The 13171-nt window shown below is 69.9% G+C and carries 12 protein-coding genes and 1 tRNA gene; 9 read left to right on the forward strand and 4 right to left on the reverse strand.

All coding sequences use genetic code 11. The features are described 5' to 3' along the window. Positions 1–8 precede the first annotated feature (8 nt). A complete protein-coding gene (gene nhaA, locus G6G98_RS13380) occupies positions 9–1838 on the forward strand; it encodes a Na+/H+ antiporter NhaA (protein WP_164234019.1) in 1830 nt (609 codons plus the stop codon). A gap of 54 nt (positions 1839–1892) precedes the next feature. Here the strand turns inward: nhaA and G6G98_RS13385 are convergent. Continuing rightward, positions 1893–1975, reverse strand: a tRNA-Leu gene (locus tag G6G98_RS13385). A 327-nt stretch (positions 1976–2302) separates the two neighbouring features. Between G6G98_RS13385 and G6G98_RS13390 the strand changes: the two genes are divergently transcribed. From G6G98_RS13390 to pknB, 7 genes are read left to right on the forward strand one after another with little or no spacing between them, the layout of a single operon-like run. After that, positions 2303–3028 (forward strand): FhaA domain-containing protein, encoded by a 726-nt coding sequence (locus G6G98_RS13390; RefSeq protein ID WP_164234018.1) that lies wholly within the window; start codon positions 2303–2305, stop codon positions 3026–3028. Then, complete coding sequence (locus G6G98_RS13395) at positions 3028–3552, forward strand: FHA domain-containing protein FhaB/FipA (protein WP_164234017.1); 525 nt, start codon at positions 3028–3030, stop codon at positions 3550–3552. Before G6G98_RS13390 ends, G6G98_RS13395 begins: the two co-directional genes overlap by 1 nt. Before the next feature lie 13 nt (positions 3553–3565). After that, entirely contained in the window at positions 3566–4864 is a 1299-nt protein-coding gene (locus G6G98_RS13400) for a PP2C family protein-serine/threonine phosphatase (RefSeq protein ID WP_067356942.1), read from the forward strand. After that, positions 4861–6246 carry an FtsW/RodA/SpoVE family cell cycle protein gene (locus G6G98_RS13405; protein ID WP_164234016.1) on the forward strand — a complete coding sequence of 462 codons (1386 nt, stop codon included), beginning with the start codon at positions 4861–4863 and terminating at the stop codon, positions 6244–6246. Before G6G98_RS13400 ends, G6G98_RS13405 begins: the two co-directional genes overlap by 4 nt. Further along, positions 6243–7697 carry a peptidoglycan D,D-transpeptidase FtsI family protein gene (locus tag G6G98_RS13410; protein WP_164234015.1) on the forward strand — a complete coding sequence of 485 codons (1455 nt, stop codon included), beginning with the start codon at positions 6243–6245 and terminating at the stop codon, positions 7695–7697. The genes G6G98_RS13405 and G6G98_RS13410 overlap by 4 nt, the downstream gene beginning before the upstream one ends. Next, positions 7694–9421 (forward strand): protein kinase domain-containing protein, encoded by a 1728-nt coding sequence (locus tag G6G98_RS13415; protein ID WP_067356951.1) that lies wholly within the window; start codon positions 7694–7696, stop codon positions 9419–9421. The genes G6G98_RS13410 and G6G98_RS13415 overlap by 4 nt, the downstream gene beginning before the upstream one ends. A gap of 59 nt (positions 9422–9480) precedes the next feature. Then, complete coding sequence (gene pknB / locus G6G98_RS13420; RefSeq protein ID WP_164234014.1) at positions 9481–11175, forward strand: Stk1 family PASTA domain-containing Ser/Thr kinase; 1695 nt, start codon at positions 9481–9483, stop codon at positions 11173–11175. 3 nt (positions 11176–11178) lie between these two features. Here the strand turns inward: pknB and G6G98_RS13425 are convergent, their stop codons facing one another. From G6G98_RS13425 to G6G98_RS13435, 3 genes are read right to left on the reverse strand one after another with little or no spacing between them, the layout of a single operon-like run. Further along, positions 11179–11814 carry an anthranilate synthase component II gene (locus G6G98_RS13425; protein WP_164234013.1) on the reverse strand — a complete coding sequence of 212 codons (636 nt, stop codon included), beginning with the start codon at positions 11812–11814 and terminating at the stop codon, positions 11179–11181. Continuing rightward, complete coding sequence (locus G6G98_RS13430) at positions 11811–11966, reverse strand: hypothetical protein (RefSeq protein WP_166706104.1); 156 nt, start codon at positions 11964–11966, stop codon at positions 11811–11813. The genes G6G98_RS13425 and G6G98_RS13430 overlap by 4 nt, the downstream gene beginning before the upstream one ends. Before the next feature lie 24 nt (positions 11967–11990). After that, positions 11991–12785, reverse strand: coding sequence for a class E sortase (locus tag G6G98_RS13435; RefSeq protein WP_164234012.1), 795 nt, complete (start codon positions 12783–12785; stop codon positions 11991–11993). Between the two features lie 83 nt (positions 12786–12868). Here G6G98_RS13435 and G6G98_RS13440 point away from each other — a divergent pair, with 83 nt between their 5' ends. Further along, the gene (locus G6G98_RS13440; RefSeq protein ID WP_067356962.1) at positions 12869–13108 is read left to right on the forward strand and encodes a cell division protein CrgA; all 240 of its coding nucleotides are present in this window, start codon (positions 12869–12871) and stop codon (positions 13106–13108) included. The last annotated feature ends 63 nt before the right edge of the window (positions 13109–13171 follow it).

Here is a 13171-nt window from a genome sequence, read left to right on the forward strand (position 1 = left end):
GGGCTGACATGACGCGGAGCAATCGCATCAGGCGGATGATCGCATCGGATGCAGCGGGCGCGATCGCCCTGGTGATGGCGACGGCCGTGGCGCTGCTGTGGGCGAACCTCGCGCCGGCCGGCTACGACGCGTTCTGGCACACGCCCGTCAGCATCGCCGTCGGAGACGCGCGCCTGGAGCTGAGCCTGCTGCACTGGATCAACGACGGCGTGATGACCATCTTCTTCTTCCTCGTCAGCCTCGAGGTGAAGAAGGAGTTCGTCCTCGGCGAGCTGCACGACTGGCGCCACGCGAGCGTGTCGGTGCTGATGGCGGCATTCGGGATGCTCGTTCCCGCCCTCCTGTTCGTCCTGATCACCTGGAACTCCCCGTATGCGGCGGCATGGGGCGTCGTGATCTCGACGGACACGGCGTTCGTGCTCGGCCTTCTCGCCGTCTTCGGGCGCCTCGTCCCGCCGCAGCTGCGCGTGCTGCTTCTGGCGCTGGCCGTCGTCGACGACATCGGCGCCATCCTCGTGATCGCGTTCGTCTACACGGACGCGGTGGACCTCGGCTGGGTCGCCGCAGCGCTGTGCGTGACGGCGGTCGTGTACGCGGCGCAGCGGATGCGGGTGTGGCGAGGAACGGTATATGTCGGACTCGGAATCCTGCTCTGGGTGGCCGTGGTGAGCTCCGGCATCCACGCGAGCATCGCCGGCGTCGTCCTCGCACTGCTCCTCCCCGTGTTCCCGCCGCACCGCGAGCACGTGGGCCGCACCGAGGACCTCGCCCAGGGATTCCGCCGCTCGCCGACGGCGGCGAAGGGGAAGGCCGCCGCCGAGGGCATCCTCAGCTCCATCTCCGTGAACGACCGGCTCCAGCTCCAGCTCGCACGCACGGTGACCTATGTCGTCGTGCCGCTGTTCGCGCTGGCCAATGCGGGCGTCCGGATCACGCCCGAGTCGCTGGCGCACGCGTTCGGCTCGGTGCTCGCCTGGGGCATCGTGGTGAGCCTGGTCGGCGGAAAGCTCATCGGGATCCTCGTCGCGCCGCGGGTCGCCAGGCTCCTCCGCGTCGGTGCGGTGCCGCCCGGACTGAAGGGGAGGCACCTCCTCTCCGCGGCGCTGCTCAGCGGCATCGGGTTCACCATCTCCCTCCTCATCGTGAACCTCGCGATCGACGATCCCGTCGCGCAGGCGGATGCCCGCATCGGCGTGCTCACCGGGTCGATACTCGCCGCAGTCCTGGGGGCCGTCGCGCTGGGCCTGACGACCCGCTTCGACGCCGCGCACCGCCCGGAGCGGACCGAGCTCACCCGTCCGGTCGATCCGGACAGGGACCACGTGCTCGGGTCGCCGGACGCCCCGCTCGTGCTCGTCGAGTACGGGACGTTCGGCGAGTACGACGACCTCGCCGCGGAGGACGTCGTCGCGAACGTGCGCGAGCGGTTCGGCGACGACCTCGCCTTCGTCTTCCGCTACCTCGCCCCCGGCAGCGACTTCGCCCCCGAGCGCACGCCGGAGGCGCTGGAGGCGGCATCCGCCCAGGACCCTGCGCTGTTCTGGGCGATGCGCACCGAGCTCAACCGCCTCAGCGAACGCGGTCCGCTCGACGACCAGCAGGTGCTCCAGGCCGCCGCCGCCGTGGGCGCCTCCCTGCCGCGGCTCGAAGAGGACCTCCGGCGCAGCACCTTCCACAACCGGGTCGACGAGGACTTCCAGGATGCCGACGCCATGGGCCTCACCACAGCGCCCACGTTCTTCGTGAACGGCGTGGCCTACGCAGGTCCCCTCCAGGCGGGGGCGCTCATCGCCGCCCTCTCCGCCGTGCGTCCCGTCCCCGACCGGGAGGCATCGTGAACCCCCGGGGGAACGAAGAAGGCCCGGTCATCAGACCGGGCCTTCTTCTCGCTGTGCGCGAGGGGGGACTTGAACCCCCACGTCCATACGGACACTGGCACCTGAAGCCAGCGCGTCTACCATTCCGCCACTCGCGCGAGCGTCTCGTTCCGAAGAACTCAACTCAGGGAGCCTATCACGCCATCGCGCCCTCTCAGAAACCGAGCCGAGCGTCATCTCAGGTGCGCGCTCCTGCCGCCTTCCACACAGGCAGGCGACCTCGACGCGCACTTCGCCGGCGCCCCGACATCCGGCCCCTCGCCCGGGTGCGCGCTCCTGCCGCCTTCGACCCAGGCGCGCGACATCAAGACGCACCTCACCCGGTCCTCCGCACCCCGCGAACACCGCAATCCCGCCACACGAGGGCGTTCACCCAGGTCACCTGGCTACGATGTACCCACCGGTCGGCATGCCAGAGGAGCCCAGTGGGACTACTTGACAGCTTTGAGAAGGGTCTCGAGCGCGCTGTGAACAGCGCCTTCGCGAAGACCTTCCGCAGCGGCATCCAGCCCGTGGAGATCGCCTCCGCCCTCCGGCGCGAGGCCGACACCAAGGCGGCTGTGGTGAGCCGCGACCGCATCATCGCCCCGAACAGCTATGTGGTGCGCCTCAGCGCCGACGACGCCGAGCGGATGCACGGACTCGGCGGCGCCCTCACCGATGAGCTGCATGCGCTGCTGACCGCCCACGCCACGGCGCAGGGGTACAGCTTCGCCGGTCCGCTGGCGATCACGATCGAGGCCGACGAGAACGTCACCATCGGAACGGTGCGCGTCAGCTCCGGCACCGTCGAGGGCCGCGTCAGCTGGCAGGCCGTCGTCGACGTCGACGGACGCCGTCATTCGCTCACCCGCGCCCGCACTGTCATCGGCCGCGGATCGGATGCCGACATCACGATCGCGGACGCCGGTTCGAGCCGCAAGCACGTCGAGATCCTGTGGGACGGCGAGCGCGCCATGATGCGCGACCTCGGATCCACGAACGGCACGAAGGTGAACGGGCAGAAGGTGCGCGAGGCCGCGCTCCCCACCGACACCACGCTCACGATCGGCCGCACGGACCTGGTCTTCCGGATCGTCCCGGTCGCGACCCCGCAGCGCCCGGCCGGCCCGCACGACGATGACGCGACCCGCGCGTTCGGGGTGATCTGATGAGCGAACTGGTGCTCCTGCTGCTGCGCGTCGGCTTCCTCGTGCTGCTGTGGTTCTTCGTGTTCGGCGTCGTCTACTCGCTGCGCGCCGACCTCTTCGGCGTGAAGGTGCGCAAGCTCCCCGCTGAGGCCGCGGCCGGCGCACCGGCATCCGCTCCCGCCGCCCCCGCCGCCCCCGCCGCGAAGCCGGCATCCTCGAGGCCAGCCAGCACCGGCCCCGCGACCATCGCGACCGCCAAGAGGCTCGTGATCACCTCCGGCCCCAAGGCCGGCCTCGAGCTCCCGCTCGCCGGCGAGTCCCTGACCATCGGACGCTCCAGCGAGTCGACCCTCGTCATCCGCGACGACTACACGTCGAGCCACCACGCGCGCCTGCTGCTGCGCGGCGACCGCTGGGCCATCCAGGACCTCGACTCCACCAACGGCACCTACGTCGACGGGAAGAAGGTGACCGGCGGTCCCGTCGGCCTCACCCTCGGCTCGACGATCAAGGTGGGCGCCACGACCTTCGAGCTGAGAGCGTAAGGCCCGCGTCGGCATGGTCTTCGAGGGCTCGAGCGCCGCGATCTCCCACACCGGGAAGGTCCGCTCCAACAACCAGGACTCCGGATACTCCGGGGCGAACCTGTTCGTCGTCGCCGACGGCATGGGCGGTCACGCCGGCGGCGATGTCGCCTCGAGCCTCGCGATCCACCGGATGGAGCCCCTCGATCACGGCTACGCCTCGACGGAGGATGCGCAGGCGGAGCTGCAGGCCGCCACCACGACGGCCGCGGTCGACCTCATCCGGGCCGCCAAGGAGCGTCCGGAGCTCGCCGGCCTCGGCACCACGCTCAGCGCGATCATCATGGTCGACGACTACGCCGTCATCGGGCACATCGGCGACTCGCGGATCTACCTCTACCGAGATGACGCGCTGACGCAGATCACCACCGACCACACCTTCGTGCAGCGGCTCGTCGACTCCGGCCGTATCACGCCGGAGGAGGCCCGCTACCACCCGCGCCGCTCGGTGCTGATGCGCGTGCTCAGCGACATGGACTCCGACCCGGAGCTCGACATGTTCGTCATGCACACCCAGCCCGGCGACCGCTGGCTGCTGTGCTCCGACGGCCTCTCCGGCGTCGTCGACGAGGCGCACATCCTGAAGACCCTGCGCGTCGGCATGGCCCCGGGTCGCACGGCCGACGCCCTCCTCAAGCAGGCCCTCGACGGGGGCGCCCCCGACAACGTCACCATCGTCCTCGTCGACGTCGGCGGCCAGCACGCCCTGCACTCCGGCACGCCGACGATCGTCGGCTCGGCCTCCAACCCTGCGAACGTCACCGTGCCGCCGGTGCGCTCCGCGCGCGGCAACTGGCTGCACCCGGTGCGCCAGGCGGCGAACGAGCCCAGCCACTTCGAGCCCGCCGCCGAGTACCTCGAGGAGCTCATCGAGGAGGACCGCCGCCGCGCCAAGCGCCGCCGGCTCGGCTGGATCGCCGCGATGCTGCTCGTCCTCGCGATGCTCGGCTTCGCCGCCTTCGCCGCCTACAGCTGGACGCAGACGCGCTACTTCGTCGGCGCCGACGAGGACAGCGTGGTGATCTTCCAGGGCGTGCAGCAGAACATCGGCCCGATCACTCTCTCCACGCCGGTCCGCGACACCGACATCCTGCTCGCCGACCTCCCGCCGTACCAGCGCAACTCCGTGGAGCGCACCATCACCGCGCGGTCGCTGGCGGATGCCGAGGCGATCGTGGTCCGCCTGCAGGCGGGCGCCGACCGCGTCATCGAGAACTCGACCCCGCTGCCCACGCCGGTCCCGTCGCCCTCGCCGACGGAGGTGGTCCCGTGAGCGCCGACGTCGCCGCCGACACCAGCGTCATCAAGGCGCTGAAGAAGATCCGGATGCCGCAGACGCAGCGCAACCGGGAGTTCTGGCTCCTCCTCTTCGCGACCGTCATCAGCGGGGCCTCGCTGACGCTCGTGCAGCTCGGCGCGCTGGGACTCATCGACCCGATGATCCTGGCGATCGGCGGCGGACTCGCCGCACTCGCGTTCGCCTTGCACATCGTGCTGAGGGTGGTCGCCTCGGACGCCGACCCCTTCGTCCTGCCGATCGCCACCCTGCTCACCGGCCTCGGCATCGCGATGATCTACCGCATCGACATCGCCAAGTCCCTCACCGGCTGGGACGCGTACTCGACCAAGCAGCTCGCATGGACGGCGATCTCCCTCGCCGGCGCGATCGCACTGGTGATCATGCTCCGCAACTACCGGGTCCTGTTCCGCTACACGTACATCTTCGGCCTCTCCGGCATCCTGCTCCTGCTGCTGCCGTTCGTCCCCGGCCTGCGGATTCCCGACGCGAACGCGCAGGTGTGGGTGTCGCTGGGCGGCATGTTCGCCTTCCAGCCCGGCGAGCTCGCGAAGATCTGCCTCGCGATCTTCTTCGCCGGCTACCTCGTGCGCACGCGGGAGAGCCTCATGTCGGTCGGCACGAAGGTGCTCGGCATCACCTGGCCGCGCATGCGCGAGCTCGGGCCGGTGCTCGTGGTGTGGGCGATCTCGCTCGGCATCATCGTGATCCAGCGCGACCTCGGCACCGGAACCCTCATCTTCGGCATGTTCGTCGCGATGCTCTACGTCGCCACCGGCAAGACCAGCTGGGTGCTCATCGGCCTGGCCCTCGTGGCGGCCGGCGTGGCCGTGGCCACGCAGATCCTCGACTACGTGCGCGGCCGCTTCACGAACTGGCTCTTCCTCTTCGATCCCGAGCAGGTGGACCCCGACGGCGCGGGCTACCAGCCGATGCAGGGCCTCTTCGGCCTCGCGCACGGGGGTCTCATCGGCACCGGCTGGGGTCAGGGCCGCCCCGACGTGACCCCGCTCGCGCACAGCGACTACATCATCACGAGCCTGGGCGAGGAGATCGGCCTCATCGGCCTGTTCGCGATCCTCTGCCTCTACATGGTGTTCGTCAGCCGCGGAATGCGCATCGGCCTCGCCGGTCAGGACGACTTCGGCAAGCTGCTCGCCACCGGACTCTCGTTCACGATCGCACTGCAGGTGTTCATCATGGTCGGCGGCGTCACGCGCGTCATCCCGCTGACCGGCCTGACCACTCCGTTCCTCGCGGCCGGCGGGTCGTCGCTCATCGCCAACTGGCTGATCGTCGCCCTGCTGCTGCGCATCTCGGACGCGGTCCGCTCCCAGCCGAGGACGGTGATCGGATGACAAAAGAACTTCGCCGGCTCAGCGTCGTGATGCTGTTCATGTTCCTGTCGCTGTTCGCCGCGACCAGCTGGATCCAGGTCGTCGAGGCCGACAACCTCGCCCAGAACGGCGCCAACAAGCGCACGCGGCTGGACAGCTACGAGATCCAGCGCGGGTCGATCATCGTCGACGACGTGGCGATCGCCTCGTCCGTGCCCAGTGACGATCAGTACCGGTTCCAGCGGGTCTACACGGATGCCGCCCTCTGGGCACCCGTCACCGGCTGGTACAACGCGGCGCTGAACTCCCGCACCGGCATCGAGGAGGCGATGAACGCCGACCTCTCCGGCACGGGGTCGAACGCGTTCTTCGCGGAGATCGACCGTCTGCTCTCCGGCCAGCCGCAGCGCGGCTTCAGCGTGGAGCTCTCGCTGAACACGGCCGCCCAGCAGGCCGCGTACGAAGGGCTGCAGGGTCTCGAGGGCGCGGTCGTCGCCATCGAGCCGGCGACCGGCCGCATCCTCGCCATGGTCTCGACGCCCGGCTACGACACGAACCTCCTGGCCAGCCACGACGCGGATGCCGCGAACGCGGCGTTCGACGCGCTGGCGGACGACCCGACCGACCCGCTGTTCAACCGCGCGATCGCCGGAGACCTCAACCCTCCCGGCTCGACGTTCAAGATCGTCGTCGCCGCGGCGGCCTTCGCCTCGGGAGAGTGGACGCCCGATTCTCAGCTGCCGAACCCCGCCCGCTACCAGCTGCCCGGCTCGGACAACACCGTGTCGAACGCGTCGGGCGGCACCTGCGGCGGCGGGGACACCGTGAGCATCGCCGATGCCGTACGGCTCAGCTGCAACATCCCGATGGCGGAGCTCGCCGTCGAGCTCGGCGACGAGGCGATCCGCGAGATGGCCGAGAAGTTCGGCTTCAACGAGAGCTTCCAGACGCCGCTCGCCTCCACCCCGTCCAGCTATCCGCGCGCGCTCGACGACCCGCAGACGGCCCTCACCGGATTCGGTCAGGGTCAGGTCACCGCGACCCCGCTGCAGATCGCCATGGTCGCTGCGGGTCTGGCGAACGACGGAGTCGTGATGAACCCCCGCCTGGTGGACACCGTGATCGGAAACGACCTGTCGGTGATCCGGGCCCCGGAGGACACCGAGTTCGGCCGCGCCGTCGACGCCACGGTGGCCGACCAGGTCACGGCCGCCATGGTGGCGAGCGTCGCTGACGGAGCGGCGCAGGGTGCAAGAATAGACGGGGTCGACGTGGCCGGTAAGACCGGGACGGCTGAGAACGGAAACAAGCCATACACGCTGTGGTTCACCGGCTTCGCGCCGGCGAACGATCCCACGGTGGCGGTGGCGGTCCTCGTCGAAGACGGCGGTGGACAGGGGCAGTCCGGTAGCGGCGACACCATCGCCGCTCCGATTGCGAAGAAGGTCATAGAGGCGGTGCTGGGCAGATGAGGCCGACGCAGGGTGTGTCGTTCGGTGGTCGCTACGAGCTGCAGTCGCGTATCGCGATCGGCGGCATGGGCGAGGTGTGGGAGGCCACGGATCACGTCATCGGACGTACCGTCGCCATCAAGATCCTCAAGGACGAGTACATGGGGGACCCGGGGTTCCTCGAGCGGTTCCGCGCGGAGGCGCGCCATGCCGCACTCGTGAACCATGAGGGCATCGCCAGCGTGTTCGACTACGGCGAGGAGAACGGCAGCGCCTACCTGGTGATGGAGCTCGTGCCCGGCGAGGCGCTCTCCACCGTGCTCGAGCGCGACGGTGCGCTGAGCGCCGACAAGACGCTCGACATCGTCGCGCAGACGGCATCCGCTCTCCAGGCCGCGCACGCCGCGGGCCTCGTGCATCGCGACATCAAGCCCGGCAACCTGCTCATCACGCCCGACGGCCGCGTCAAGATCACCGACTTCGGCATCGCGCGCATCGCCGACCAGGTGCCGCTGACCGCGACCGGTCAGGTGATGGGCACGGTGCAGTACCTGTCGCCGGAGCAGGCGTCCGGTCATCCGGCCTCGCCCGCGACCGACACCTACTCGCTCGGCATCGTCGCGTACGAGTGCCTGGCCGGCAAGCGCCCGTTCACGGGCGAGTCGCAGGTCGCGATCGCGATGGCGCAGATCAACGAGCAGCCGCCGCCGCTGCCCGCGACCGTGCCGATCCCGGTGCAGAACCTCGTCATGTCGATGATCGCGAAGAAGCCGGGCGACCGCCCGTCGTCCTCCGCGACCGTCGCCCGCGCGGCGCAGGCCCTGCGCCGCGGAGACCTGAACTCCGCCGCGATCGCCGTTCCCGCCATCGCGCGCGGCGGGGCCGACGACGACGCCACGCGGATGCTGACGGCTTCCGGCGACGACGGCGCCACCCGCATCCTGCCCACGACGGCCGCGCTCCCCGTCGAGGAGGACGCCGCGCCCGCCGAGAAGAAGAAGCGCAGCCCGTGGACGTGGCCGCTGATCGCGCTCATCGCCCTGCTGGTCATCGTGCTCGGCGGCACGATCTGGGCCCTGATGAACCAGGGTGGAGGGGAACCCGGTCCCTCGGACTCGCCGACGCAGACTTCGACGGCGCCCGAGACGCCGTCGAACACCCCGACACCTGAGCCGACGCCCATCGACGTGGACGCCCTCGGCCTGATCGGGATGACGTGCGAAGACGCCCTGGCCGCCGCGACGCAGGCCGGTCTCGTACCGAAATGCCAGACCAGCGGAACGGCTGCGCCGTCTGAGGATCTCGTCAACACGGTGGAGAGCGTCGACCCTCGCGGCTCGGTTCAGAAGGGCGATGCGATCACTCTGTTCGTGTACGGGGAGCAGACCCCGATCGGCGCCCCGCAGAACGCGCCGACCTTCTCCGGCACGTTCATCGAGGGCCAGGAGGCGACGGTCAACTGGACGAACTTCACCTGCCCGTCCGGCACCGGCACGCTCACGTCCTACGAGGTGACCCTCACGAACGGCACCTTCGTCGACGGGAACACGGTGCGCAGCTTCGACCCGTCGACGCGCACGAGCACCTTCACGGTCGACACCGGCAAGGCCGGCCAGTTCGTCACGGCCACGTACAGGGCCTTCTGCGACAACCGCCCGTCCGAGGTCTCCCCGCAGGGACAGTCGTCCACACCGATCGTCGGCGTGGACGCCGGCACCGACGGCGGCGGCGAATCCAGCGAATAGAATAATCCGCGCCGTAGGCTGAGAGCAGTTTCATCAGGTCGTACCAGGGGGTCCCTTCCGTGTCCACAGAGCCACGCGTGCTCGCGGGTCGATACCGCGTCGACGAGCTCATCGGGCATGGGGGCATGGCGAAGGTGTACCGCGGCTACGATCTGACGCTCGGACGCGCGGTGGCGATCAAGATCCTCGACCCGGAGCTCGCCCGCGACACCGCCTTCCGCACGCGCTTCCGGCTGGAGGCGCAGTCGGCCTCGCGGATGTCGCACCCGTCGATCGTGCGGGTGTACGACGCGGGCGATCCCTCCACGGCCGACAGCGGCTCGGAGGAGCCTCCCTACATCGTGATGGAGCTCATCAGCGGCACGCTGCTGAAGGACATCATCGCGTCAGGTCCGGTGCCGGTGGAGGATGCGGTCCGCTACGTCGACGGCATCCTTGAGGCGCTGGACTATTCGCACCGCGCCGGCGTCGTGCACCGCGACATCAAGCCGGGCAACGTGATGGTGACCGACAAGGGTCAGGTCAAGGTGATGGACTTCGGCATCGCCCGTGCCGTCTCCGACTCCTCGTCCACGGTCGCCGAGACCACCCAGATCATCGGCACCGCCGCCTACTTCTCGCCCGAGCAGGCCAAGGGCGAGCCGGTCGACGCCCGGGCCGATCTGTACTCCACGGGTGTGGTGCTCTACGAGCTCCTCACGGGGCGCCAGCCCTTCCGCGGCGAGTCCCCGGTGGCGGTCGCGTACCAGCACGTCAGCGAGACGCCGGTGCCGCCGACCGAGGTGAACGAGGCGTCCCCTCGTGCCCTCGACCCGATCGTGCTGCGGGCGCTCGCGAAGGACCCGTATCAGCGCTATCCCGATGCTGCGCACTTCCGCGCCGCACTCGACGCCGCCGTCGCCGGCCGCGCGCCGAGTCGCAAGGAGATCGGTGCGCTCACCAGCGAGCTCTACGGTCCGAGCCCGCGCCAGGCGCAGGAGACCGCGCGTTCGCTGCGCCAGCTCAGCACCGACACGACGATGGCGCGCACCCAGTCGGGACCGCCGGTCGCCTGGGTCTGGGCGGGCGTGGCCCTGCTCATCGTGCTGCTCGCCTCGATCCTGTTCTGGGTCGTCACCATCAGCATGCGCCCGGACGTGCCGACGACAGCCCGCATCGTCCCCGACCTCGCAGGCGTCTCCGCCGAGCGCGCGCAGGAGGACCTGGGCGAGCTCGACCTCACCGCGAAGCTGGTGCTGGAACCGAGTTCCGAGATCGTGGAGGGCAACGTCATCCGCACCGACCCGGAGGCGGGTACGTCGCTGGAGGAGGGGGACTCGGTCACGATCTACGTCTCATCCGGCAAGGAGACGGTGGTGGTGCCGACCCTGGAGGGCCTGTCGCTCGAAGCGGCGAAGGCGGCGCTGAAGGAGGCCGGGCTCGAACCGGGCACGGTGATCCAGCGCAGCGACAAGAGCCTCGCCGCGGACACGGTGATGGAGGCCAGCGAGGAGGCCGACTCCGAGGTGGAACCCGGGACGGTCGTGAACCTCGTGGTCGCGAGCGGCAAGGTCACGCTGACCGACGTCACCGGCTGGACCCTGGACGCCGCGAAGGCGGAGGTCGAGAGCATCGGCCTCACGGCCGCGCCCGTCGAACTGCAGGACTGCACCGCGACCAGCCCGCCGACGATCGTGTCGATGTCGGCGGCGCCGGGAGATGTGCCCATCGGCTCGACGATCGAGCTGCGCTACTGCGCCGCCGCCGCCGGCTGATCCTCAGCGCCCGCGCAGCGGATCGAGGTGCGCGGAGCGGGCGACGGCATCCGCGTCCCCGCAGATCGCGAGCCAGTTCGCGAGGAGCCGGTAACCGCCCTCGGTGAGCACGCTCTCGGGGTGGAACTGCACGCCGAGGATGGGCAGCTCGGCGTGTGCGAGCGCCATCACGGTGCCGCCCTCCGCGCGCGCGGTGACCACGAGCTCGGCGGGCAGTGCGGAGGAGGCGAGGGCCAGCGAGTGGTAGCGGCCCACGTCGAAGGGGGAGCGGATGCCGTCGAAGAGCGCCGAGCCGTCGTGGCCGACCGACGACACCATCCCGTGCATGAGCTCCGGGGCTTCGGTGACGGGGGCGCCGAAAGCCTCGCCGATGGCCTGGTGACCGAGGCAGACGCCGAGCAGCGGCATCCGCCGCCGGGCCGCGATCCGCACGGCCTCGACGGACACCCCGGCGTCCTTCGGCCTCCCGGGGCCGGGGGAGAGCAGGAGGGCGTCGAACGCGGGGAGCAGGGCCTCGAGGCCGTCGGCGTCCGTCGCGTCCGATTCGATGAGCTCGACCTCGGCGCCGAGCTCGCGGAGGTACCCGACGAGGGTGTGCACGAAGCTGTCGTGGTTGTCCACGACGAGGACCCTGGTCATTCGAGATCCACCTCGCCCGGCGTGACCAGCGGACTCACCCAGGGGAAGACGTGGAAGAAGAGCCCGTAGAGCACTGCCGCGACGAGCGCAAGCAAGATGAGCAGCCGCACCCACCAGGGTCCGGGAAGCAGGCGCCAGAGCGCGGCGTACATCGTGTTCTCCTTCGTCGCTCGGGTCTACACCGAGGGGGCGGCCGGGGGCGGGGGCGGGTCGGTGAGAGACGCGGGCGGTCCCTCGGCCCTGGGCTGGAAGCTCTCGAACACGCCATACGCGACGATGCGCTCCGCGAGGGAGTACAGCGGAGAGCAGGCGGTCAGCGTGATGTAGCGCTCCCCGGTCGAGACGCCGGGCATCTGCGGCACGTCCAGCAGCACGTCGACCTGGCTCGGCTTGACGTACTCCAGGGTGCGGAACCGGTATGTGTACCAGCCGTCAGGGGTCTCGACGACGATCGCGTCGTTCAGGTGCAGCTTGTCGAGCTGGTTGAACGGCTTTCCCCACGTCGTGCGGTGGCCGGCGAGGGCGAAGTTGCCCACCTCTCCCGGCATCCTCGAGTCCTTGTAGACGCCGATGCCGAGCTTGTCCAGGGTGCGCGCCCGGCTGGTGCCGCCGAACACCCCGACGTTGTAGTCGGCGCCGAAGCGGGGGATGTGCATCTGCGCGAGCCATTCGGCATCCGCCGGAGGCTCGGGGATCACCGGCTCGTAGTAGGTGGTGCCGTCGTCCTTCTCGATCAGGGGCGGCGGCTCGGGCGCCGGAGCCTCGGCCAGCTGTCGGGAGATCGCGGCGCCCTCCTCGTTCTTCTGGGCGGCGATGATGATGTCCCCGATCCACATCTGCCACGCCACGAAGAGCAGGAGGACCACTCCGAACGTGAGCAGCAGCTCGCCGAGCACGCTGGTGACGGTGGCGCGCGACCGCAGCCGGGCGCGGCGGGCGCGCCGGATGCCGGAGTCCACAGTTGCGGTCATGGCGCGATCCTATCCCGCGGCGCTGCGCCGGAGCGGGCGCGGGGCGCTCGGTGGCGCCGGACCGTCACGGGTATGATGTCGGCATGGCACGAGACCGCAAGACCGAAGAACCCGAAGCGCCGCGCAGCGAAGGCGAAGCCGCGCCCAACGCCGTGTGGTTCAAGCCGGTGATGATCGGCTTCATGCTGCTGGGGCTCGCGTGGATCCTCGTCTTCTACATCTCCGGCATGCAGTTCCCGATCCCGGGCCTGGACAACTGGAACCTGGCGATCGGCCTCGGCATCGCCCTCATCGGCTTCCTGATGACCACGCGCTGGCGCTGACCGGCATCCGACTCTTGTGAAGGGCCTCCGCATCGCGGGGGCCCTTCTTTTTGTGTGCAGCGA

It is taken from the genome of Microbacterium hydrocarbonoxydans (genome assembly GCF_011752045.1).
In the GTDB taxonomy this organism is placed as follows: domain Bacteria; phylum Actinomycetota; class Actinomycetes; order Actinomycetales; family Microbacteriaceae; genus Microbacterium.